This window comes from Deltaproteobacteria bacterium HGW-Deltaproteobacteria-6, assembly GCA_002840435.1.
GTDB lineage: Bacteria > Desulfobacterota > Syntrophia > Syntrophales > Smithellaceae > UBA8904.
Genome location: PHAT01000004.1, coordinates 1 through 24,273, shown reverse-complemented (window position 1 = coordinate 24,273; position 24,273 = coordinate 1). Strand labels below are relative to the sequence as shown.

At 50.0% G+C, this 24,273-nt stretch carries 20 protein-coding genes and 1 rRNA gene; 9 read left to right on the top strand and 12 right to left on the bottom strand.

Features of this window, described 5'->3' with window-relative positions:
* Positions 1 to 88: 88 nt before the first annotated feature.
* Both CVU71_08540 and CVU71_08535 read right to left on the bottom strand, forming a co-directional pair.
* Positions 89 to 463, bottom strand: a complete 375-nt coding sequence (locus tag CVU71_08540; GenBank protein ID PKN18836.1) for a hypothetical protein — start codon at positions 461 to 463, stop codon at positions 89 to 91.
* 69 nt (positions 464 to 532) lie between these two features.
* Positions 533 to 1,093 (bottom strand): hypothetical protein, encoded by a 561-nt coding sequence (locus CVU71_08535; GenBank protein ID PKN18835.1) that lies wholly within the window; start codon positions 1,091 to 1,093, stop codon positions 533 to 535.
* A 124-nt stretch (positions 1,094 to 1,217) separates the two neighbouring features.
* Here CVU71_08535 and CVU71_08530 point away from each other — a divergent pair, with 124 nt between their 5' ends.
* The 7 genes from CVU71_08530 (at position 1,218) to CVU71_08500 (ending at position 12,261) form a co-directional block, all read left to right on the top strand.
* Positions 1,218 to 2,537 (top strand): cytochrome ubiquinol oxidase subunit I, encoded by a 1,320-nt coding sequence (locus tag CVU71_08530; GenBank protein ID PKN18834.1) that lies wholly within the window; start codon positions 1,218 to 1,220, stop codon positions 2,535 to 2,537.
* Between the two features lie 83 nt (positions 2,538 to 2,620).
* A complete protein-coding gene (gene cydB, locus CVU71_08525) occupies positions 2,621 to 3,631 on the top strand; it encodes a cytochrome d ubiquinol oxidase subunit II (GenBank protein PKN18833.1) in 1,011 nt (336 codons plus the stop codon).
* An 18-nt stretch (positions 3,632 to 3,649) separates the two neighbouring features.
* A complete protein-coding gene (locus CVU71_08520; GenBank protein ID PKN18832.1) occupies positions 3,650 to 4,123 on the top strand; it encodes a hypothetical protein in 474 nt (157 codons plus the stop codon).
* A gap of 97 nt (positions 4,124 to 4,220) precedes the next feature.
* On the top strand, positions 4,221 to 4,829 hold the full coding sequence (locus CVU71_08515) for a response regulator (protein ID PKN18831.1): 609 nt from the start codon (positions 4,221 to 4,223) through the stop codon (positions 4,827 to 4,829).
* Between the two features lie 58 nt (positions 4,830 to 4,887).
* Positions 4,888 to 11,313 carry a hypothetical protein gene (locus CVU71_08510; protein PKN18830.1) on the top strand — a complete coding sequence of 2,142 codons (6,426 nt, stop codon included), beginning with the start codon at positions 4,888 to 4,890 and terminating at the stop codon, positions 11,311 to 11,313.
* Positions 11,310 to 11,627 (top strand): Hpt domain-containing protein, encoded by a 318-nt coding sequence (locus CVU71_08505; GenBank protein PKN18829.1) that lies wholly within the window; start codon positions 11,310 to 11,312, stop codon positions 11,625 to 11,627. The genes CVU71_08510 and CVU71_08505 overlap by 4 nt, the downstream gene beginning before the upstream one ends.
* The gene (locus CVU71_08500) at positions 11,617 to 12,261 is read left to right on the top strand and encodes a hypothetical protein (protein PKN18828.1); all 645 of its coding nucleotides are present in this window, start codon (positions 11,617 to 11,619) and stop codon (positions 12,259 to 12,261) included. The genes CVU71_08505 and CVU71_08500 overlap by 11 nt, the downstream gene beginning before the upstream one ends.
* A 32-nt stretch (positions 12,262 to 12,293) precedes the next feature.
* Here the strand turns inward: CVU71_08500 and CVU71_08495 are convergent, their stop codons facing one another.
* The 10 genes from CVU71_08495 to CVU71_08450 all read right to left on the bottom strand — a co-directional run bounded on the left by CVU71_08495 (position 12,294) and on the right by CVU71_08450 (position 20,958).
* Positions 12,294 to 12,473, bottom strand: a complete 180-nt coding sequence (locus CVU71_08495) for a hypothetical protein (protein ID PKN18827.1) — start codon at positions 12,471 to 12,473, stop codon at positions 12,294 to 12,296.
* Between the two features lie 28 nt (positions 12,474 to 12,501).
* Complete coding sequence (locus CVU71_08490; protein ID PKN18826.1) at positions 12,502 to 13,572, bottom strand: hypothetical protein; 1,071 nt, start codon at positions 13,570 to 13,572, stop codon at positions 12,502 to 12,504.
* Positions 13,573 to 13,639: 67 nt separating this feature from the next.
* Complete coding sequence (locus CVU71_08485) at positions 13,640 to 14,770, bottom strand: hypothetical protein (GenBank protein PKN18825.1); 1,131 nt, start codon at positions 14,768 to 14,770, stop codon at positions 13,640 to 13,642.
* Between the two features lie 168 nt (positions 14,771 to 14,938).
* Positions 14,939 to 16,321: a tRNA uridine-5-carboxymethylaminomethyl(34) synthesis GTPase MnmE gene (trmE, locus tag CVU71_08480; protein ID PKN18824.1), complete on the bottom strand. Its 1,383-nt coding sequence runs from the start codon at positions 16,319 to 16,321 to the stop codon at positions 14,939 to 14,941.
* A gap of 47 nt (positions 16,322 to 16,368) precedes the next feature.
* Entirely contained in the window at positions 16,369 to 17,382 is a 1,014-nt protein-coding gene (locus tag CVU71_08475; protein ID PKN18823.1) for a hypothetical protein, read from the bottom strand.
* Positions 17,383 to 17,388: 6 nt separating this feature from the next.
* Complete coding sequence (locus CVU71_08470) at positions 17,389 to 19,080, bottom strand: protein translocase component YidC (GenBank protein PKN18822.1); 1,692 nt, start codon at positions 19,078 to 19,080, stop codon at positions 17,389 to 17,391.
* Positions 19,081 to 19,103: 23 nt separating this feature from the next.
* Positions 19,104 to 19,331, bottom strand: coding sequence for a membrane protein insertion efficiency factor YidD (locus CVU71_08465; GenBank protein ID PKN18821.1), 228 nt, complete (start codon positions 19,329 to 19,331; stop codon positions 19,104 to 19,106).
* 3 nt (positions 19,332 to 19,334) lie between these two features.
* The gene (rnpA, locus tag CVU71_08460) at positions 19,335 to 19,691 is read right to left on the bottom strand and encodes a ribonuclease P protein component (GenBank protein ID PKN18820.1); all 357 of its coding nucleotides are present in this window, start codon (positions 19,689 to 19,691) and stop codon (positions 19,335 to 19,337) included.
* A gap of 39 nt (positions 19,692 to 19,730) precedes the next feature.
* On the bottom strand, positions 19,731 to 19,868 hold the full coding sequence (locus CVU71_08455) for a 50S ribosomal protein L34 (GenBank protein PKN18819.1): 138 nt from the start codon (positions 19,866 to 19,868) through the stop codon (positions 19,731 to 19,733).
* A 142-nt stretch (positions 19,869 to 20,010) separates the two neighbouring features.
* Positions 20,011 to 20,958 (bottom strand): hypothetical protein, encoded by a 948-nt coding sequence (locus CVU71_08450; GenBank protein PKN18818.1) that lies wholly within the window; start codon positions 20,956 to 20,958, stop codon positions 20,011 to 20,013.
* Positions 20,959 to 21,360: 402 nt separating this feature from the next.
* On the opposite strand from CVU71_08450, the gene CVU71_08445 reads away from it, so the two are divergent.
* Together CVU71_08445 and CVU71_08440 are read left to right on the top strand one after the other, a co-directional pair.
* Positions 21,361 to 23,244, top strand: a complete 1,884-nt coding sequence (locus CVU71_08445) for an acyl-CoA dehydrogenase (protein ID PKN18817.1) — start codon at positions 21,361 to 21,363, stop codon at positions 23,242 to 23,244.
* Between the two features lie 640 nt (positions 23,245 to 23,884).
* Positions 23,885 to 24,273 (top strand): 16S ribosomal RNA (locus CVU71_08440); the annotation flags it as partial.

The window sequence follows — 24,273 nt, the reverse complement described above, 5'->3', positions numbered from 1 at the left end:
CAGGTTATCAGGTGGTCAGGCCATCAGGGTATTTGGAACCGGAAATGCAGCTGGGATGATGCACGCTCTTGAAAAAAAAGGGCGCCTCTTAATTCTTCTGTTCGCCAACCTTCAGCGTTGCCGTTTTTTTGCCCTGGATATTGCAAAATGCGGTGACCTCCAGAACATCATTTGCCGCAGTCGGAATCCTGTAGGTGTAAACAAAGCTTGTTTTGCCGGGTTGCGATGTATAATCGTTCTTGCCGGCAGGCTCGTTGTTTTTCCTGATGTCAACCTGTTTGACGTAATGCGTGCCGGTGAAAAATGATTTATGCGTGATGGTCACCGTCAGCGTTTGTGTCAGCATATCATAATTCAATGCCATATCCCGCGGTGCGTCGGCACAGGCATAGTGAGGCACTGACAGGCAGGTTAACAAGAGCCCTGCGTAAACAAGCATGAGACTTGAGAAATACTTTTTCATGATTCATTCTCCTGATGAAATTTGATGGCGTTGCCTTGCCATTTTTCAGTTATTGACCGGCCGGTAGAATCAACCGGGGAATTTTGCATCTAAAAGCCCGCCGCCAATGAGACCCAGCAGGGCGCCGCACAGTGAAACGAAGATGGTCAACAGGAAAAAGATGATATGTGCCGGAGATGTTAAAAGCTGTCCGGATAAGGCAATGGCGGCCAGAGCGATGGATGTGATGAAAAAAACCAGACTCAGGATGATTTTCTTTTTTAGCAGGGGCGTCGTGATTTTCCGAAATCTTAACTTACCGTCCGTCAGACCGGTGGCTATCGCCAGGATCAAAAAGAACGGCAGCATGACCGACAAGACTTTTATCGTGGAGGACAGAGTTTCCATGAGGGCCTGTGGAACAAAAAAAGCGAAGAAGGAGAGCATGCACAGCGTTAAAGAGAAAGCCTGCGGAAAATGAACCATCACCGGGTGGGTGTGCAGATCCAGAATCCTTCTCCTCTTGAGGGACACGGGATGCGTGTAAGGCTCCAACATCTTGGCCGGAACGCCACAGGCGGGGCAGACATCCCGGACATTGGATTGATCGGTGACATAACCGCAAGCTTTGCATCTGACCAGATTCTCCATGACATTTCTCCTTATTTGCTTAATAAGGTCATAGAATATACATTCACGCGACAAATGACAATAAGAAAAGTAAAATAAGGTTGAAAAAAGCAATGTTATTCTATATTCTGCCGTCACTTACATCATGGAGGTCGCTATGGACGCGTTACTTCTCGCCCGCATGCAATTTGCCTTTACCATCGGATTCCATTTTCTCTTTCCGGCCATGACTCTGGGCACCGCCCTGGTTATTCTGATCTCCGAGACGCTTTATCTGGTCAAAAAAGACGACACCTATCGCCGGATCACGGATTTTCTGGCGAGATTACTGGGCCTGATCTTTGTGGTCGGCGCGGCCACCGGCATTGTCATGGAATTTTCTTTCGGCACCAACTGGTCGCAGTATTCCCGCGCGGTGGGGGATATTTTCGGACCGATTCTGGCCGCTGAAGGCGTCATTGCTTTTTTTCTGGAATCCGTTTTTATCGGGGTGCTGATTTTCGGCAGGAACAGAGTGTCGCCCGGGGTCTATTGGGTGGCGGCGCTTCTGGTCTTTATCGGCGGGCATCTTTCCGCGTTCTGGATTGTGGTGGCCAATTCCTGGATGCAGACCCCTGCCGGATACGAGATCAGCCCCGCCGGGAAGATTGTCCTGACCAGTTTTTCCGCCGCCGTTTTTAACCCGTCCACTGTTGCCCGTTTTCTTCACACCGTCCTTGCCACCTGGGTTGTAAGCGCCGTCATGGTTTGCGGCATTGCCGGCTACTATGTTCACAAAGGCCTGCACGGCGAGACCGCCCGGACCATGTTGAAACTCGGCATTATTCTTTTTGCAATTACGCCGCTTTTGCAGCTGGGCGCTGCGCACGGCCATGCGATTCAGGTCATCAATACGCAGCCGGTAAAGGCGGCGGCGATGGAAGGCCACTTTCATACGACCCGCGGCGCGAATATCTACGTCATGGGATTTGTTGACGAGGAGAATGAAAAAACCTACGGTATTTATATTCCCAGGGGGCTGAGCTTTTTGTATAACTTCGATTTAAACTCGGAAATAAAGGGCCTGAAGGAAACACCTGCGGAAAACTGGCCGCCGGTGAATCTGGTATTTCAGTCCTATCATATCATGGTTACACTGGGCATGATTTTCATCATCCTGGGGCTTCTGGGCGCGTGGCTTTTGTGGACGGGAAAGCTTTATACCGCGACGTGGTATCTGGCGGGGCTTCCCTTCCTGATTCCGCTGCCGCATCTGGCCCACGAAACAGGCTGGATTACCGCGGAGGTTGGCCGCCAGCCCTGGGTTATTCAGGGCTTGATGAAAACCGCCGCCGGCGCGTCGGTTGTAGTGTCCGCGGGTGAATTGATCTTCAGTCTGCTGATGTTTTCCGCCGTATACCTGCTTTTGTTTGTGATGTTTATCATGCTGTTTGTGAAAATTGTCAGGCAGGGGCCGGCAATCTAGTGCCTGCTTGCGGTAACGGGGACTTATGCCTGTCGGCACGAATTCAAAAAAATTATGGTTATGAAAAATAGGAGAGAGGCGAGATGGAAAATATCCAGAATTTTCAAATCCTGTGGTTTGTGCTGATTTTCATGCTGCTGCTCGGGTACGCGCTTTTGGATGGATTTGATCTTGGCGTGGCGGTCCTGCTGCCGTTTCTGGGAAAAACAAAAGAAGAGAAAGACACGTTGATCGCATCCATCGGCCCCTTCTGGGACGGCAACGAAGTGTGGCTGATTACGGGAGGGGGCGCGCTGTTTGCGGCCTTTCCCCATGCGTATGCCACCGCGTTTTCCGGTTTTTATCTGGCGATGATGCTGGTATTGCTCGCGCTGATCTTCCGGGCGGTCTCGATGGAATTTCGCGCCAATGATCCGGAGCGCGCGGGGCTGTGGGAAAAGGCTTTCGTTGGCGGAAGCGCTCTGGCCGCTTTGTTGTTTGGCGTGGCTCTGGGCAATGTGATTTACGGCGTGCCCCTGACCGGGAAAATGGAATATGCCGGAAGCTTTTTTACGCTGCTCAGGCCTGTGCCGCTCTTGTTCGGCCTGACCGGTCTGGCCGCGGTATTGCTGCAGGGAGCCTCCTGGGCCGTGATGAAAACAGAAGGGGAGTTGCAGGAGCGCTCCTTTAAAGCCGTGAAGATTTTGCTGTGGATCAATGCCGTCGCAGCGGTGATTTATTTTGTTGTGCTGGCGGCGGCATTTCATCGCCTGTGGGCGAATATTTTATTTTATGTGGCGGTAGAGTTCACATTTGCCGGGCTTATCGGATTGTATTATTCACTCGGCAGAAAACATGAAGCAGCCCCGTTTTGGGAATCGTCCTTATCCTTTACCGGCCTGTTTCTGGCCGCGGGCGCTCTTCAGTTTCCCCGTCTGATTACCGCGTCCAATAACCCGAATTTCAGCCTGACGATCTATAACAGTTCGACCGGACTCTACACATTGCAGGTGATGGCCGTCATTGCGCTTATCGGCATGCCGATAGTCGCAGGCTATACCATCTTTGTTCACCGTCTATTTAAGGGGAAGGCCAGGACGGACGACCATTATTAAAATATCCGGAGAAGTTTCATGATTGTTGATCAACTGATTCATTGGAAGAAATATCTGGCAAATCCGGTTTGGGAAACCATCTTTGCCGAATTGAAAGCCCTGAATGAAAGCACACCGGAGACGGAGAAAAAGATTTGCGGGGATGATATTATTCTGAAGGTCTTCAGTTATCAGACGCTTGATCCCCGCGATAAACAGGTTTATCCGGAATCGCACCGGCTTTATTTCGACATTCATACGTCCATCGTCAACTCGGAGCGGATTGACTGGTACCCGGCTTCGTCATTGACCGTGGACAAACCTTATGATGCCGTGGCGGATGAAACAGGCTATGTAAAACCGCCATCGGCTTCCGCCAGCCTCCTGATGACGCCGGGACTGTTTGCCATGTTCGGTCCGGAGGATGCACACATGCCCCGTTTGCACGAGGCAGCCCAACCTCAAACAGTCAAAAAAGCCGTTATGAAAATTTACGCCGGCATCCTGCTTTGAAAAACAGGGTGACTTTGCCGCTTGTTCTTCCTGATTGAATTCAGCACTGAACCAGTATATACTTTGCCACGGTTGCTTAAACAGACGGAGGCAGAGAATGCGGCTGTTAATAGCGGATGACGATGCGAATACCATCAATCTTTTGCGCAAATACCTGACGCAATGGAACTACGATGTCGTTACCGCCGGCAACGGTCTGGAGGCCCTCGAAATCATCAAGGGTGAAAACTCGCCTGAAATCATAATTCTGGACTGGTTGATGCCCGGTATGGACGGCATCGAAGTCATCAGAAATGTACGGCAGATGAAATCTTCCAGTCCCCCTTATATTATCCTTTTCACCGTCCGTGATGAGAAGGGCGCGATCATCGAAGGCCTGGACGCGGGGGCTGATGACTACGTCACCAAGCCCTTTGATAAAGATGAGTTTCATGCGAGAATCCGCGTGGGCGAAAGATATGTCCGGCTGCAAAATGCGCTGGCACAAAGAATTAAAGAACTCCAGGATGCCATTGCTCAGATCCATACCTTGCGCGGCATTATCCCCATCTGCTCATTCTGCCACAAAATACGCAATGATCAAAAAAGCTGGGAGCGGCTGGAAAAATACATCGGTGATCATTCGGAAGCGGAATTCAGCCACGGAATATGTCCCGAATGCGCGAAAAAACATTATCCGGGTTTTTTGGAAAAAAAGATTGATTGATCAAGCCTTTGCATCCGTCATGAACAAAATATTTGCCTGTTTGCAATAGTGAGTTGATATGAACATTCTGGACATGAAAACGGTTCTTTTCAGCTATGTCATCAGCAACGCGATTTGCACCATGATCATGATTTCGCTGTGGACGCAGAACCGCAGGCGCTTTTCGGCAATCGGGTTCTGGCCGGCCAGCTTTGCGGTACACTTCCTGGCAATTTTATTGCTTGTCCTGCGCGGCCTTATTCCGGATTTTTTTTCCATTGTTATCGGGAATGCTCTGATTCCGGCGGCGATCCTTCTGGTCTGCATCGGTGTGGAGCGCTATGCGAACATCAAAGGCAGACAGTATCTCAATTACATTCTGCTTGCGGCTTTCATTCTGGTTCAGGGTTATTTCACCTATGCCGAGCCCAGCCTTCTGGCGCGCAAGCTCAACGTATCCATAGCGCTCTTATTCATCTGCTCCCAGCACATCTGGCGGATCATACGCCTGAGGGATGCGGACAAGGAACGCGTCATCAAGCCGGCGGCTATTGTTCTTGCGGCATACGGTGCGGCCAGCGTTGCCCGTATCTTCATTGATCTGACGACGCCTTCCGGAAGCGACCTGTTTTTGTCCGGCATATACGACACGGCCGTCATCATGATCTACCAAATGCTGATGATTACCATGACTCTGGCGCTTTTTCTGGCGCTCAATCGCGGGTTGATCAACGATCTGGAAAGTGACATTGCCGACCGCAAACGCGCGGAGCAGGAACTGCGGCAAAGCGAATCACACTACAGAAAACTGATCGAGAACGCAGGTCAGTCGATTCTCGTTGTCCAGAACGGCATGATCCAATATGCCAATCCGATCCTTTCCAGGATGATGGGCTATTCGCTGGAGGATATCTATACCCGGCCGTTTGTGGAATTCATCTACCCTGACGATCGGGATATGGTGGTGCAGCATTATCAAAAGCGTCTTGCGGGCGACATGGCCGATTCATCGGTATACAAGTTCAGAGCGGTTACCAAAGGCGGAAGTGTCTGCTGGTTTGAAATCAATGCCGTCATCATCGAATGGGAAGGCTCTCCCGGAACCTTGAATTTCCTCACCAATCTTACCGAGCGCATGCAGACGGAGGAAGCCCTGCGCAGCAGTGAGGAACGGTATCGCCGGCTGGCGGAGAATGTTTCGGATGTGATCTGGACCATGAACTTTGAGGGCCGTTATACTTATGTCAGTCCATCCGTGGAGAAGTTGTCCGGCTATACGGTTGACGAGGCTATGCAACTGTCGATTGATGAGGCGCTGACGCCGCAGTCGGCGGTCATTGCCAAATCCAGTCTGGCCGCCGTGCAAAGCGAAGCGACCATGCAGGCATATCGCGGTGAATGGGAAGTGCCCTGCAAAAACGGCAAGACCGTGTGGACGGAGGCAACAATCACCGGTATGCGCAACACCCAAGGAGAACTGATCGGCATTCTGGGCATCTCCCGGGATATTACCAAGCGCAAGCAGATGGAAGAGGCGCTTCGCGAAAGCGAGGGCAAATTCAGAAAAATTTTCGAAAACGTTCAGGATGTGTTTTACCAGACCGATCAGGATGGCATTATTGTCGAATTAAGCCCTTCGATTGAAAAATATGCGGGCTTCAGACCGGAAGACCTGATCGGGAAACCGGTGGAAACCATCTATTGCGATTCTCAGGATAGAGCTGAACTGGTCAGAACAATCATGGAGCAGGGAGAAGTAACCGATTATGAGCTCAGGCTCAAAGCCAAAGACGGCCGCGTCATTATTACCTCCACCAACTCCCACTTTTATTTTGACGCCAATGGAAAACCCGCCGGTATTGAGGGGTCACTGCGCGATATCACCGAGCGCAGACGTAATGAGGATTTGCTGCGTGCGCGCCTCGACCTGCTGGAATTTGCCGCTTCGCACGCGCTGGGCGACGTCCTGCAAAGAGCGCTCGATGAGGTCGGCAAGTTAACGGACAGTCCAATCGGTTTCTATCATTTTGTGGAAAGTGATCAGAAAATGCTTTCATTGCAGGCCTGGTCCACCCGGACGGTGAGGGAATTCTGCAAGGCCGAGGGTTACGGCCTGCATTATCCGATTGAAGAGGCCGGTGTCTGGGCGGATTGCGTACATACCGGAAAACCGGTCATTCATAATGATTTTGCCTCTCTGCCGCACCGCAGAGGATTACCGGAAGGCCACGCCCCCGTCATCCGGGAGCTGGTTGTGCCCATTCTGCGCGGCGGGAAGATCGTTTCCATTCTGGGCATCGGGAACAAACCGGCAGACTATACGGAAGAAGATGTGGCGCTGGTTTCTTTCTTTGCCGACGTCGCCTGGGAAGTCGCCCAGCGAAAACGCGCCGAAGCGGCTCTCGTGGCGAGCGAGGCCCGCTATTCCGAAGCGCTTACCGCCGTGAATGACGGGATTTGGGACTGGCATGTTCCGAGCGGCCGCGCGTATTTCAGCCCTTCCTATTACACCATGCTTGGTTATCAGAATGGAGACTTTGAATCGTCATATTTGAAGTGGCGTGAGTTGGTGCATCCGGAAGATGTTGACCGCGTCGAGCAGGAATTGAGCAGGAGCGTCAGCAACAGTGAGAGTTTTAATATTGAATTGCGGATGAAAATGAAATCCGGCAGGTACTCCTGGGTGTCTACGCGTGGCAAAGCGGTTGAGTGGGATGCGGACGGGAAAGTTTTGCGGATGATCGGGACCTTGAGCGATATTGCTGAACGCAAGCAGGCGGAACGTTACCGCAGCCTTTCCACCGAAGTGTTGTCGATTCTCAACGAATCATCCAATTATCATGATTCCATCCGCCATATTCTTTCCGCCATAAAAGCGGCAACCGGTCACGATGCTGTGGGAATAAGGCTGCAAAACGGCGAGGATTACCCTTATTATGACCAGACCGGTTTCCCTGCCGATTTTCTGATGAAGGAAAATTCGCTGGTCGTCCGCGACCACAATGGTTGCGCCTGCCGATGGTCGGACGGCAGTGTGATGCTGGAATGCACCTGCGGTCTGGTCATCTCGGGAAAGACCGATCCGTCTCATCCGCTCTTTACGCCGGGTGGAAGCTTCTGGACCAACGATTCTTATCCGCTTCTTGATCTTCCCGCAAAAGAGGATCCCAGGCACCAACCCCGCAACGAATGCATGCATTATGGTTATGCTTCCATCGCACTCGTGCCCATCCGGGCCAGTCAGCAGATTATCGGTCTGCTGCAGCTCAACGACCGCCGGAAAAATCAGTTCAGCCTCGATACGATCAACGCTCTGGAGAGCCTTGCCAACCATATCGGGGAGGCGCTGATACGCAAGCAGACGGAATCGGCCCTTCAGGAAAGCGAGTCGAAGTACCGCCTGCTGGTCGATCACTCCTCCGACCTGATCTGGAACCTGACGGTGGAAGGCATCTTCACGTATCTTTCACCGTCGTGGGAGCGGATCACCGGGCACCTGCCTTCATCCCTGGTCAATACGTCGTTTCAGCTGATCGTGCATCCGGATGACCTTGCCGTCTGCCTGAAATATCTTCACTCCATGGTTCAGGACGCCGCTGTTTTACCGAGTCCGGAATATCGGGTCCGGCATGCCGACGGCACGTGGCATTGGCACGCGGCGAACGCCACGCCCGTTGTGGGTCCGGATGGCAGCGTTGTCTCCGTGGTCGGTGTTTCGCGTGATGTGACCGAACACAAGCACATGGAGCAGGAGCTTAAAAAAAGTGAAGAGAAGTACCGCTCGATATTTGAGAATTCCGTCAACGGGATTTTTCAGAATACGATGGACGGAAAATCCATCAGTTTGAATTCCGCTGTGGCTGAGATGTTCGGGTACGCATCGCCGCAGGAAATGATCGAGAATATCAAAAACATCGGCCTTGAACTTTATGCGAATCCATCCGACCGGGAATATCTGCTGCAGACGATCAGACGCGCGGGCAGATTGGAAGGCTATGAGGTGGAATTGATCCGCAAGGATAAAAGCAGCTTCTGGGGGTCCATCAACATCTACGCGGTATACGATGAAGCGGGTGATATCCAGTATCTCGAAGGCACGCTGGTGGATATTACGGACCGCAAGAAGGTTGAAACGGACCTGAAAGAAGAGCGACAGCGTCTGGGCAGCATCATCCGGGGCACCAATGTCGGAACCTGGGAATGGAATGTCCAGACAGGCGAAGCGGTTTTTAACGAACGCTGGGCGGAAATTATCGGTTATACGCTGAGCGAGTTGTCCCCGATCTCCATTAAAACCTGGATGAAATTTGCACATCCCGAAGACTTTGCGGCAAGCAATCATCTGCTCGAGAGGCACTTCCGGGGCGAGTTGGCTTACTATGAATACGAATGCCGGATGAGACATAAAGACGGCCGCTGGATTTGGGTGCTTGACCGCGGGAGTGTAGCCAGTTGGGATGCAGACGGCAGGCCGCTCCTGATGTCCGGTACGCATCAGGATATCACCCAACGCAAACAAGCGGAGGATGCGCTTCACCTGAGTGAACAAAGATACCGTCTTCTCGTGGAAACCGCCAACGAAATCATTATGGTGGTGCAGGATGGGATGGTAAAATTCGCAAACCAGAAGGCCATAGAGTCTTCGGGCTTTTCGGAGCAGGAATTTCTGTCGATTCCCGCTTTCGACCTCGTTCATCCGGATGACCGTAAACTGGTAATGGAGAGATATCTTCAGAAGATCGGCGGAGATGCGACTCCCACCAATTACATATACCGATCCCTGAACAAGAGCGGTCAAACCAGATGGACGCTGAACAATTCCGTCCTGATCGACTGGGAGGGGAGGCCTGCGACATTGGGTCTGATTACGGATATTACCGATCAGAAGCAGGCGGAGGAAGAACTGCGCGCGGAGAAGGAAAAGGCCGAAGAAGCGAACCGGGCGAAAAGCGAGTTTCTATCCATTATGAGTCATGAGATCCGCACGCCGCTCAACGCCATTATCGGCATGTCCGATCTGCTGGCGGAAACAAGACTCGACGACGACCAGCAAAACTACGTCCGGACCTTCCATAATGCGGGAGAATCGTTGCTTGGCATTATCAACAATATTCTGGATTATTCTAAAATTGAGGCGGGCAAAGTTGAAATGGAATATGCCGGATTTGATCTGGTGGATGTGATCGAAAAAATATCCGCGATTCTGGCGCTGCAGGCTCACAAGAAACGCATCGAACTGATCATCGATATTCCTCATCATGTGCCGTCCGCCCTGGTGGGAGACCAGCAGCGCCTCCGGCAGGTATTGATGAATCTGATCGGCAATGCTATAAAATTTACGGAACAGGGAGAGGTCACGGTCTCGATTGAGGCGGTTCACGAAGAATCGTCTCCCGGAGAATGCGCTATCCGTTTTTCCATCCGGGATACAGGGATCGGCATACCCGCCGAGAAACTGCCGATCATTTTTGAGCGGTTCTCCCAGGCAGACTCTTCCGTGACCCGCAAATTCGGCGGAACGGGACTGGGTCTGGCTATTTCCCAGAAGCTGGTGGAGCTGATGGGAGGGAAACTATCCGTGGAAAGCGAGGATGGCCGTGGTAGTCGTTTCTTCTTCACGCTGAAGTTTGGGCGGCAGAAAGATACAGGTCTCAAGACGCAGGAGCCTGCGATCGATATGAAGGGTTTGAGGGTGCTGGTAGTCGATGATAACGCCACGAACCGTCTGATCGTCAATCGAATGATTTCACCCTGGGGCGCGATCGTGACCGAGGCCTTTGACGCGAAGGATGCGATGAAGGAACTCAGACGGCAGATGCGATCCCGGAGCTTTCCTTACGATTTGATTATCGTGGACCGTCATATGCCGGGCATGGACGGCTTTGAGCTTGCGGAGTTTATCCGAAACGACCCCAGATTGAACGACTCCAAAATGATCATGATGACGTCGGATTCCTTCAATATTGACATGGCCCGGGTTCATAAATCAGGTATTTCCGGTTATCTGGTCAAACCGGTAAAAAAATCCGATTTGAAGGAAATTATCATGAAGACCCTGGGGCTTCAAGGGGTTGTCGTCAAAATGGAAACACCGGTTCAGCCGTTTGATCAACTGGCGCCGCTTAAAATCCTGCTGGTGGAGGATGCCGAAAACAACAGAATGCTCATTCGCTCCTATTTGAAGAAAACGCCCTTTATGATCGATGAAGCTGAGAACGGCCAGGTTGCGCTCGCCAAATTTCAGGCGGGTGTTTATGATGTGGTTCTCATGGATATGCAGATGCCGGTGATGGACGGTTATACGGCAACCCGCGAAATCCGCAAGTGGGAAGAAGAAACGGGAGCGGGGCCGACCCCCGTACTGGCGCTGACCGCCCATGTTTTCAAAGAAGATGTTGAAAAAAGCCTGGCCGCGGGCTGCAATGCGCATCTGACCAAACCCATCCGGAAAGATGAGCTGGTGGCGGCAATTCTGGAGCAAACCCATCAGGAGAAACTAAAATGACGACGGATAAAAAAAATGCCATCATCGTAAAAATCGATCCGGAGCTGGAAGACCTCATCCCCCAGTTTATGGAGAATACCAGAAAGGATATCGATGCGATTGTTAAAGCCCTCTCTGAAAATGATCTAGGAACCGTTCGCAGGATAGGCCACAGTATGAAAAGCTATGGCAGCGGTTATGGTTTTGACGATATCAGTAAGACGGGCAAGGCCATTGAGGGGGCGGCGCTTTCGAATAATCTTTCCGCCGTCAGTGAATGTGTGAATGCTCTGACCAATTATCTGAATCAAGTGAAGGTTGTTTATGCTGAGTAATGATGAAATAAATGCTCTGATCGGATCGGACGGGAATTTTACAGGAAACAAGATAAAAATATTGATTGTCGAAGACAGCCCGAATATCAATTTGCTCTATAATCGCGGTTTGCCCGACAGTATTTTTGAAAAACGCTTTGCCGCAAACGGCCATGACGCGCTGGTCTGCTATAATGAGTGGCAACCGGATATCATCATTTTGGACATCATGCTGCCCGTGATGACCGGCTATTCCGTCCTGAAAGAAATCAGAAGCAAATTCAATGACAAGTCCACGACAATCATCATGTCCACCAGTCTGAACAAAAAAGATGATGTGACCCTGATGATGAAACAGGGCATTCAGGGATACATTGTCAAACCCTTCAGCGTCAGGGAAATCGGCGACCGGATTTTAAAGTATTATGAAAAAATTGATCATACCCGAGCATCGGCTGCTCTGATTGCCTGCCGGAGGTATCTGGAGGCGATGGCCAGAGACGCGTTTAAACCCGAAACGCCCGTAAAAGAGCCGCCTTTAAAAAAACCGGTTGAAAAGAAAGAGGAAAAGACGGAGGGGAAAAAAGAAGAGAAGAAAGAGGAAAATCAGGATATCAAAGACAAAGAGGAAAGCGCAGATGAAAAAAAGGAATAAGGCAACAGGTTTCCGGGAGGTGTTGTTATGAATCAGCCGGCAGGGTGATGATAAACGCGGTCCCTCTTCATTTTTGATTTTGCGCGCCGAACTGATGTGCGGAAAGATCCCGCTTCCGCCCAACCAATCATACAAAAGGCGGCCAGGTTACGCGCCGGTTGCTGCGCATGACCTCGGCCGCCTTTTACGGTCTTTCGCAACCACCAGGCCATCCGGTGGTTGTGTCTTGGTTTTGCTGCTCTATTTTTTACCCAGCGCTTCTTTTATCTTGCTGCGATTCTTAATGGCTTCGCCGACACGGGAAAGCGCCAGGGAAATATCGTCGTTCGGTTTGCCAAGGATCCGATCGGACTGCCTGTAAAGAGACAGGGCTGCGTCCAGATCGCCTCGGCTTTCCGCGCAGACGCCCAGATTGTAAAGCAGGGCATAAGAGCCTGCGGCGATATTGTGCGCTTGTCCCCAGAGTTCGCAGGCGCTGTCCATGCGGTTTTTGTCCGCGTATTCCATGCCGCGTTTGAGTTTGTCAATGGCTTCCTTCGATTCGATGCCGTCGGTTGCATCCATCAGCCGGATTTCCCGGGTCACATAGTAAGGCGCGACATCGCGGCGGAATTCCTGCTTAACCTGATTTTTTGCTTTATCCAGAAGAATCATTTCGCTTTCCGCAGGCGATGTGTCCTCGCAGCCGGATGAATCTTTTGTCGAGGAGAGATTGCGGGAGTACAGGACCCGGCCGGTTGTTACATCGACCAGTTTCGGGGAGACTGCAAAATTAGCGACGCGTCTTGTGCAATTGACGTTATAATAGCGCCAATGAAGGCAGGCGCCCTGGTAAGTTCTTCCCTTGTCGTCTCTTTTCTGCTCATATCGTGTGCAGGTTTGACGTCTTTCAGAATAGGGGCTGTCATCATAGTTGTTTTGCGTGACGACGCCCGTATAGATTCCCTGAGCGCCGATCATCTTGCCGAGTTTGACGGCTGTTCTCGAATCAACCAGGCCGCTTTGCGAAAATTTCATTTCGCTGATGGTTTTGTCGACGGAGGCGCGGTCAACCAGCGTGAAATACTGTTTGTCATCAATGCCGATTCCGGCCAGTACCCCTTCGATTTCGGCGGCAAATTCCTGTCCGCCGGGGCCTGAAAAAGGCAGAACGGCTACGGCTTTGGTGAGCGATGCTTCGTGATATTGCGCGGGCTGGAGCATGTTAACTTTGATTTTTGTGGCGCATCCGGAGAAGGCAAGCAGAGCGACACACACAACCGGTAAAATAAAATACTTAAAATGACGGGGCTTTCCGCGCAAAATGAACATGTTTCCCTCCTGATTTTTATTCGTCTTATTGGGTGGTTCCCTTTCTGAAACAAAGAACCTTTTTTTGTTATCTCAGATACTCCAGCGTCAGGGAATAATTTGAGAAGTTTGTAATTTTGAAATTTCCTTTTTGCTTGATGCTGTTAGCCAGATACAGGGTGTTTTCGGGATAGCTGACCATAAAATCGCCCATCTGTTTTTCCTGCACTTCGGATACCCAGACAATGCTTTGCAGGATTTGCTTGACCTCCAGGACTTTATCGATGTCATCAACCCCTTTGATCTGAACGGCCACTTTCTTCGTGTTGTTTTTAATGTATTGAGACACTTTGTCCAGAATATCGGGCGCCAGATTCTGTGCCAGTTCCTTCATGGCTTCCGCAGTGGCATCTTCAACGTTGTTGGCCAGTCCCTTGGCCTGTTCCACGCCGTTTGCCAGAATTTCCATGCTTCCGGTCTTGTTGTTTTTGGCAATGATCCGGTAAGTAAGCCTTACGGTGACGTTGTTGAAAGGCATGGAAAGGCCGTAGCCGATATCTTCGCCTTTTTTGGTGGAAATGGTGTAATCCACTTTACCGATGATAATCAGGTTGGACAGGAATTTGTACATCATGCTGCGCAAGGACAGTGTGCTGTTGGACCGGATGGCTTTTTCTATTTCTCTGGCGTCAATAGCCTGCGTCGGAGCGACATCAACGACCGTGTAATTCTGTTCGATCAGTTTGCCGATGAGTGTTTCGGATAAAATATTGGTTTCTTCAAACACATCGCCCCGGTGGCCCGGTCTGCGCGCCGGAATGAAAAGGGCGATGGAGTTGTTTAATCCCAGTTGCGAGACGGCATCCCTGGCCTGGGATGGTTCCACGCAGGCGTTGATTTTAACATTCAGGATATCGTCCTTGACGTTTTCACCGATGACTTTATAGCTCTTCACCATGCCGCCTGCTTTGGTTTTAATCACATCTTCGACCAGGGTGAAGTTCTGCACCAGACTGCCGGCCTTCACCTCCGTGCCGACGACCTGTTCAATCGCCGTCCATTTGGCGCGGGCGACGGCTTCCAGCTTGGCTGACGGTACGTCCTGGTTGACAATCGCCGCTTCACCGCCGGCATTGATGCATTTTATCTGCGAGAATGCGTCGGGGACGGCAAAGCAGGACAATAGAATCAGGGCAAGCAAACAGGACTGTATTTTCATGGTTCCACCTCATAACCGTTTTATTGTGTTCACCGGCGAAACAGCCTCTTGGGAGGGAATCCGGTCATTCAAGCATCTTATGGATTTCTGGCGCTACGGTGGTCATCAACAACGTCTAAAATTGTTGAAGCCTGCAAAACTCTAACACAAAGCGGGTCGATTTTCAAATTACTTGCCGATGCAGAAACTGGAAAAAATTTTGTGAAGAATGTCGTCGTGGATTTTTTTGCCGGTGATTTCATCGAGAGCATCCAGGGCGCAGCGCAGTTCGAACGCGCCGAATTCCGGCGAGCGGCCGGATGTGACGGCTTCATGGGCTGCCGCAAGGCTGGCAAGCGCTTTTTCCAGAGCCAGTTTATGGCGCAGCTGGGTGATCATGCCTCCGTCGCTTGTGAAATTGTTTGAACCGGTTAAATCGGTCACAGCTTTTTTCAGTGCATCGAGCCCATCGCCGAATTTGGCCGATATTTTTAAAATATTGAGGCCCTGCAGGGGATAATCAAGGAGCAGATCAGGGTTCCAGGCTGCGGGCAGATCGGATTTATTGATGGCCGTGATAATTTTGCAGTCGCGGTTTTTGTTTTGTTCCAGAACATGCCGGTCTTCAGGTGTCAATGGTTTGCTGCCGTCGAGCAGGATGATGATGATGTCGGCTTGTTCCAGGTGTTCCCAAACCAGATCGATGCCTTCTTTTTCAATGGCATCCTGGGGTTTCCGGATACCGGCTGTGTCCGTCAGGTGAACAGCAAGGCCGTTCAGGGTAATGGTCTGGTGGATCAAGTCCCGGGTGGTGCCGGGGATGTCGGTAACAATCGCCTTTTTCCTGCCGGCAAGGCTGTTGAGCAGGCTGGATTTGCCTACATTGGGTTTGCCGGTAATAATAACGTTGATGCCGCAAGTGAATAACCGGGCCTGCCGGTAGGTGGATAAAAGCAGTTCAATCCCGGCGATGGCCTCATGGATCTGCGGGGGCAGGGACGGTGTTTCGTCTTCATGAACGTCATCGGTAAAGTCGATGGCCGCTTCCAGCCCGGCCAGGGCGTCAATCAGCAACGTCCGCAGGTCGCCAATTTTACGGCCCAGCGATCCTTTCAACTGGGCCAGCCCGATTTGCCGGGCTTTTTCCGACTGGGCGGAAATTACGGCGGCCAGGGCCTCCGCCTGTGACAAATCCATCCGGCCGTTGAGATAGGCGCGTTCGGTGAATTCTCCGGGCCTTGCCGGGCGGCAGCCCAGAGTCATTAATTGTTCAAGGATGGTCTGAAGGATCAGCGGGTTGCCATGACAGGAAATCTCCAGCACATCCTCGCCGGTGAAGGAGTGCGGGCTGCACATCAGGGTTACCAGAACTTCATCAAGGATGGTTGTGCCGCATGCGCTAACGATGTCGCCGTAATATGAATGATGGCTTTGCCAATTGCAGGTTTGATGTGCGGGGCGGAAAAGCAGCCGTCCCAGTTCAGAGGCCATGGGGCCGCTGACTCGGATGATGCCCAGTCCCGCCGTGCCGAAAGGTGTGGCGATGGCTGCGATGGTGTCCGGTGTTTCCACTTTTCTCGCACTTTCCCTTCATATTCACGGTGTGGCGCAAGTCCGGTCTATTCCCGGCTTCTGCTTCTGCCGCCGTTATTGCCTTTTCTGGCCGGCAGAACGATGACTTTTCGATACTCGCCTTCACCGCGGCTCTTGGTGACAATCGTTTCATCTTCCTGCAATGCAAGGTGAATGATGCGGCGGTCATGAGCGTTCATATGGGAAAGCGACAGGGGTTTTTGCGATTTTTTGACTTTTTCCCGAATCCGTTCGGCCATGCCGAGCAGAGATTCTTCTCTTCTTTTGCGATATTCTTCCGAATCCACAACGATCATCTTGCGGTCCGTATCGGCTTTGTTGACGGCTTTGTTTAAGATGTACTGAAGTGCGTCCAGATTCTGTCCGCGCCGGCCGATTAAAAGACCGCTGTCGTCGCCTGCGATGCTGAGGATAACCGTGTCGTCCGTTTCAGCGGCTGTCACCTGGCACTCAAAGGTCATTTTGCTTAATATGCCGGCAAGCAGGTCCTGGGCCTTCAGAGCCGCGGGGGTGGTTGCGGGAACCGCCAGGATTTCCGGGATGGCAAGCGCGGGAGATTTTTCGGGAACGACGGCAGGATCAGCCGGTGTGATCACGGCGGGCGCTGGTCTGGCAACGTGCGGTTTGGGTGTTTTGGGGGCAGGCCTTGCGGTCCGCTGCTCAGCTTTGCGTCTGACTTCCGGCTTTGTTTCACGTTTGGTTTCAGGTTTCCTGTCCTGTTTTGTTTCCCGCTCCATACCGGGCTTGCTATCCGGCTTTTTTTCCGGTCTGAAATCGGCTTTTTCTTCCCGTCTGGTTTCATGTTTGGCGGGCCGGTGAGAGTCGTCTAAAGAAAAATCCATATCGAACGAAAGCAGGGAAGCTCGTATTTTGGCCTTCTTGGACATCAGGCCCAGAAATCCGCTGGAGCCTTCGGAAATAATCTCAATATTTAATTTTTCTCGAGGGACGTCAAAATCACGGCAGGCTTTTTCAATAGCACCGTCAATGGTTTTCTCTTCTATCTCTAAGGTTTTTGAACTCATGTTAACTCCATGCATCTGGTATCATGCCGCCAGCTTTTTATTGATGTAGTATTGCTGACCGATTTGTAAAATATTGTTGAACAGCCAGTAAATAACCAGCCCCGACGGGAAATTTAAGAAAAAGAAAGTAAAAATGACCGGCATAAACAGCATGATTTTCTGCTGCATCGGGTCGCCCATAGCGGGCGTCATTTTCTGGGTAATGAATTGTGTGGCGCCCATGATGATCGGGGTGATGTAATAGGGGTCTTTAGCCGACAAATCCTGTATCCAGAAAAACAGCGGCGAATGACGAAGTTCGATGGAATACATCAGTGCTTTATACAGGCCGAAAAATACGGGAATCTGAATCAGCATCGGCAGACAGCCGGAAAACGGATTGACTTTATGCTCGCGATAGAGCGCCATCGTTTCCTGCCCGATTTTGGACTGGTCGTTTTTATATTTTTCCTTCAGCGCTTCGATTTTCGGCTGAAGCTTTTTCATCTCGTTCATGGATTTGTAGCTTAAATTTCCGAGCGGCCAGAAAATAATTTTAATGATCGTGGTCAGGATAATGATCGCAATGCCGTAGTTCAGGACAAAACCATACAGGAAGTTGAGTATCCATATCGCGGGGATGGCCAGCCACCAGAACCAGCCGAAATCGATTGCGCTTTCCAGGCCGACACCCAGAGTCTTCAGCAGATCATATTGCTTGGGGCCCAGATAGAGCGAGTAAGAGAAAACACTGTTTTGTCCGCCGGGAATGAGTTCCTTGCCGCCCTTCATTCCAACGGCAATCATATTGTTTGCATCGCGGGTCATTGCGACGCTGGTCACGGATGGTTTTTCCGGTATGAATGAGGCGATAAAGTATTTGCTTTCAAATGCGCCCCATAATACGTTGGGACCCAGAATGCTTTCGTTTTCAAGCTTCTTGACTTCCTGCCTTTCAATGCTGCCCCCGACTGAGACGGCGGGACCTTCATGTCCGTATTCGTCATCAATTTTCTGAGGATCGACATGCTGGTACCAGTTAATTCTGGGAATTTGCGTGATGGGCGATCCCGTCAGATTGTAAACCTTGACTTCCAGCCCGATGACATAGCCTTTCGGGTCAATTGTGAAAACCTTTTCTATTTTGATGTTGTCATAAGATTTTGAAAAAACAAGCTGCTGCTTTTCTTTGGAATTGATTAAATCCAGTTTGCCCGCTGTTGTATCAAAAACGGCATCCGGGGCGACATCGGCGCTGGAGTCCGGGAATGTCACGGCCAGCGGATAGGGCATGCCGTCGCGAACATCAACCAGTTCAACAAAATCCTTTGTTTTGGGTTTGACGGCTTCCTTTGTGTTTGTGAAAATCCCTTTTACTTTCGGCCAAATGTCATCGGTGCACTCGTAGCAATCCTGATAATATTTTTTGAGTTTCAGGGATTTCAGGGCAGCGCCTCGTGTTGAGAAAATGGCCGTATAATTGGGCGTTTCCACTGTTACGTCGCGGGCCGGCGCTTCCGGTTTGACAGCCTTTGTCCTTTCAGCGGGTTTGGCCGCGGTGGCTATTGCCGTTGCAGCGGATACCGTTGATGCGGCTTTGTCCTTCTTGATTTGATCAGCAGACTGTTGCGGTGCTGCGGCATTTTTAGGAACAGGCGGTTTGGCAATAAATAACTGATAGCCTAAAAGAACGGCCAGTGACAAAGCGACGGCTAGAATGGTCCTTTTGTCCATGAGAGTACCTCCAATTTTTTTGTTTACTTGACGGGATCATAACCGCCGGGATTGAGGGGATTGCAACGCAGAATTCTTTTCGCGCCCATAAAGGCCCCCTTCACCGGTCCGTGCAATTTAATCGCGTCAATGGCATATTGCGAACAGGACGGGTGAAAACGGCAAGCTGGCGCAAAAAAGAATGGTGAAATACAGGCTTGGTATAAACGAATAATGAAAATAAAGAAGTTTACCAACGTTTTTCTGAGCATTTTTTATCTGCCGGCCTTCCGTGTGAAGAGTTCGGTCAATTCTCTCTCTGTTTCCTGATAGGTAAGAGGCGGCATGTTTTTTTTGGCCATGACCACAACGTCATGTTCCGCTGGAAACAAGTTTTTGTTGCGGCGGAAGAATTCCCGAATCAGCCGTTTCGTCCGGTTGCGGAAAACGGCGTTGCCCGTTTTTTTCGTGACGGTGATTCCCAGGCGTTTGGCGCCATTCGAGTTGCCGCATGTTATCATGGTAAAGAATCGCGAACTTCTCCAGACCCCCTGATCGTAAATAATCCGATACCTGCTTTTGTTGGTGACTTTTTCTGCTCTTCGGAAAGATTGCGCCTTCATACACAGCATAGCAACCCACCCTTCCTGTAAAAAGATAAAGTCACGACGTTATACGGTTAAGCTCTTTCTGCCCTTAGCTCTTCTGCGGCTTAAAACCTGCCTGCCGGTTTTGGATGCCATGCGGACCAGAAATCCGTGTGATTTTTTTCTCTTGGTATTTGATTTATTCGTTAATGTCTTTTTCATGTTTAAACCCCTAAAAGTAATAAGGCAATGCGTAAACCACAGTCATATCCATTTGTCAAGGTTAAAGTGGTTCGGCATAGGTATGAGAAATCTGCCGTCTCATTTTGAAAATGATATTAAAAGCTCCTATTCCGATAATCAATTAAAATACTTTTTTAGCTTTCATCTCAAGATAATCTCTCATCTGCGGCGGATCCAGTTCAATCCAATCCACTTTTTTTAAGAGATTCCATTGCGCCACATCATAAGAGCGGGTCTTATTATGAACAAAGACGCCGACAAATTTCACTTTGCGCGTGTTTTTCCAGTAATCGACCAGGTCGGGTTGCTCAAAGAAGATGTCGTCCTGAATTAATACGAAATCATGAGGGTATTCTTTCTTGCCCAGAAAACCGAGAAAGAAAGTTGCCTTGCTGATCGGGGTTATATCAAGGGAGGTATATTTATAACTGAGGAATTGGAGTCCCCAGTGATCATTGAAAACCAGTCCTCCCACCAGGCATTCCGGACAAGCTGCTTTGAGAGGAGCGATGTTGTTTAAGAAAAAAGAAGAGGCAAAAACATGATCCTGAAATCCATATTGTCTGATCATTCCACCTATCCATTTGGCGAAAGCTTCGGCATTCCTGCTTTCGTCCTTCATATCCAGCGACACGATCGGTGTGACGCCCCGGGCTTTTCTTTCTTTGATAAGGTCGAATAACTCCACGACCGTCATGAACGGCTGCGGTTTTAAGTCAGGGTTGGCGGCATTTTGCGGCAGCCGGGACACGTCGTTGTATTTTTCGCCAAACGCACCGTCAAGGCCGGTAGCCCTCTTCATTAAATAATCATGTGAAACCAGACCGACCCGATTGCCTTTAGAATCGACAAAATCAATGATGTCCAGTTCGATATTCGGGTTGGTGGAACCGAGCGCTTTTTCCAGAGCGGCTCGGGAGTTTTCCTGGGCGAATGCCGCGTCGCCCCGGTGCCAGCCGGTCGCGGGAAAATTGAAAGCGGCGCAGTCCATACTCAGGGAAAAGACGATGATAAGGGCTGGAACAAAAAGCGCGACAGACTTGCTGAGCGGATGCCTGAAAAATTTCATGGATTACCTCCGTTGCTTCATTTTTATTGGAAAAAGCGATCGCGGCTGAAATATTGCCATATATCGTGATTATCCGTGCAGATCTAACTGATGCTCATTGCTTAAAACAGTATAAAAAAAGAATCAATGAAAATGTCATCGGCAAAACAGGGTTTTCAATATAGCCGCCGATGTCGAATTCGCAGTAAGGGTAAAACCGTTCTGCTTGCTGCGCAGAGCTTAAATCTGATTGGACTTTCGACAAGATAATTTTTGTAATACTATCAGTCAGAGATATGATGACTTTTCATTTTAACTGTGCTAAGCAACAAAAAAAATTTTATGAACCAGGTGGGAACCATTGCTAATATCCTGTGTGAATAAGGGTAGGGCAGCGGGCATCGCCTGAAAAAAATAACTAAAATGAGGAGTAAAATTATGGCATTAAATCCGTTACTTGATTCAAGAGACTTAAGGTTTGTCTTGTTTGAGGCACTCGATGCAGACAAGCTCAATCAGTATGAAAAATTTGCTGACTTTGACAAGGATACCTATGAGGCAACCCTGGAGCTGGCCGAACAGATTGCGGTCGAACAGGTTTATCCGGCCAACGCTGAAGCCGATAAAACGGGCGCTCAGTATGATCCGGCGACTAAAACCGTCAAAATCCCCGAGGGATTCCATAAAGCCATGAAAAGCTACACCGAATCGGGATTTTCGGGCTTGAGCAACGGCCCCGAATTTGGTGGGACGGGCATGCCCGAGACGATCTACCGCGCTGTCATGGAATATTTCTGCGCAGCCGGTGTGGCCTTCAGTTCTTATGATACACTGAAAGTCGGCGCCTGCAATCTGATCATCAACCACGGTTCCGATGAACTCAAAAAGATCTATGTAGAGAAAATGGTCGCGGGTATCTGGGGCGGCACGATGTGTCTGACCGAACCGGGTGCCGGTTCCGATGTCGGCGCGCTGAAAACCCGGGCCGTCAAACAGGCGGATGGAACTTACAGAATCACCGGCCAGAAAATCTTCATCACCGCCGGTGACAATGATCTGTATGAAAACATCATCCATCCCGTACTGGCAAGAATTGACGGTGATCCTCCCGGAACGCCCGGCATTTCCATTTTCGTTGTTCCTAAATTCTTTGTGAACCCCGACGGCAGTGTCGGCAAGCCTAATGATATGTCGACAACGGGCATTGAGCACAAAATGGGCATCAAAGGGTCGGCCACGTGTTCACTCTCTTTCGGCGACAATGATCAATGTGTCGGTTGGTTATTAGGGCAGGAACGTCAGGGTATGAAGATCATGTTCCAGATGATGAACGAAGCGCGTCTGGACGTTTCTCAGCAGGCATTGGGGACCGCCAGCTCGGCGTATATGCATGCCGTCACGTACGCAAAAAACAGAATTCAGGGTGCGGATCCGGCCAAAAAGGGCGATTTTACCTCTGTGCCGATCATTAAACATCCCGATGTCCGCAGGATGCTTCTGTGGATGAAGTCGCAGGTGGAAGCCATGAGAATGCTGACCCTGCTTGCCGCTTATTCCGCCGATGTGGCTCATGCGGACAAGGGCGATGTGGCCAAGGAAGCTTCCGCACTGCTGGAATTTCTAATTCCGCTGTGCAAAGCGGGCAATTCCGATCTGGCGTGGCTGGTGACATCAGAAGCCATGCAGATTTACGGCGGTTATGGTTACTGTTCGGAATATCCCGTCGAGCAACTGGCGCGCGATTGTAAGATTCTGGCCATTTATGAAGGCACCAACGGCATTCAGTCGATGGATTTGACGATGAGAAAGCTGCTCATGAATCCGGATATGTTTAACTTCAAGGTCTTCAAAAAGAGAATCGCAGAGACCTGTGAAAAAGCCCAGGGTGTTGTTGATGAAAAATACATCACGGCCATGAAATCCGCCGTTGAAAAAATGGATGCAACCGTGCAGCATCTGGCTGCATTGCGTGACCAGAAGAAGATACTCGATATTCTGGCGGTTGCCCAGCCTCTGCAGCAGGCGATGAGAATGGTAGCGCACGCCTGGATGCATTTGTGGTCCATGTCTATTGCTATTCCTAAGCTCCAGGCTATTGCCGGCGGTATCGAAGGAGAGGCGGTTGTTGCCAAGGCCCGGGAAAACGCCGAGGCTGCCTTCTATTACGGTAAAATCGTGTCGGACAAGTTCTATCTGGGGACGGAATTGAAGCATCTTACCGGCTATCTGGACTATATTACGGCAGGTGAACCGGCTGCAGTTAACGGGTGTTTTGAAGAAATGTTTACCGGCGCTCTGGCTCAGTAATTTAAGAGTATGATTTTATGATAGGTCCTGGATATTTTCAGGCCGTGAAGAGATTTGCAAAGCCCCTGAATGTTCATTGATTCAGGGGCTTTTTTTATGATAAAAAGCAATGGCGGCTGCAGGGTATTTTCAGCGATAACTTACTTTTATTATTAATTATTTAGGTTGATTAAAATTGTTTGGTATGACAGGTTTGAAGCCTGGGCCAAATCGTTCTGAATTTTAAAATTGTTCCAGATTTGTTTGATAAATATTTATTATATAAGTATTTGTTATAATTGCGTATATAATTTTTTGTAAAATAATTATAAAATAATTAAAATTATTTCTTGACAGTTTTTGCCATAGGGAGTAGAAGCTCACTTCTGTTCGTCAGAGATGTGCTTGAAGGTAGTTGAAGTTTTCAACATGTTCACCGATGGTTTTACTCTTAGTTGTCGGATGATTCCTGGTTACTGACGAAATAAAAAAATTGAAAATTAAGCTTGACAAGAAAATCAAATTGATTTAAATGTCATGGCTCGTTTCAAGAAGGCTCTTTGGAAATTGAATAGTGGGAAAATGAATTTGTGGGTCCTATTAATTTATTGAAATGTCAAGCGAGTTTAATAAGGAAGAGCAATCTTCCTTTACAGGATTAAAACTGGAGAGTTTGATCCTGGCTCAGAACTAACGCTGGCGGCGTGCCTAACACATGCAAGTCGTACGAGAAAGTTGGCTTCGGCTGATGAGTAAAGTGGCGCACGGGTGAGTAACGCGTGGATAATCTGCCTTTTAGTTGGGAATAACGTACCGAAAGGTGCGCTAATACCGGATAATACTGAGTGACTACTGTTGCTTAGTCAAAGAAGGCCTCTGTTTACAAGCTTTTGCTGAAAGATGAGTCCGCGTACCATTAGCTAGTTGGTAGGGTAATGGCCTACCAAGGCTACGATGGTTAGCTGGTCTGAGAGGATGATCAGCCACACTGGAACTGAGACACGGTCCAGACTCCTACGGGAGGCAGCAGTGAGGAATATTGCGCAATGG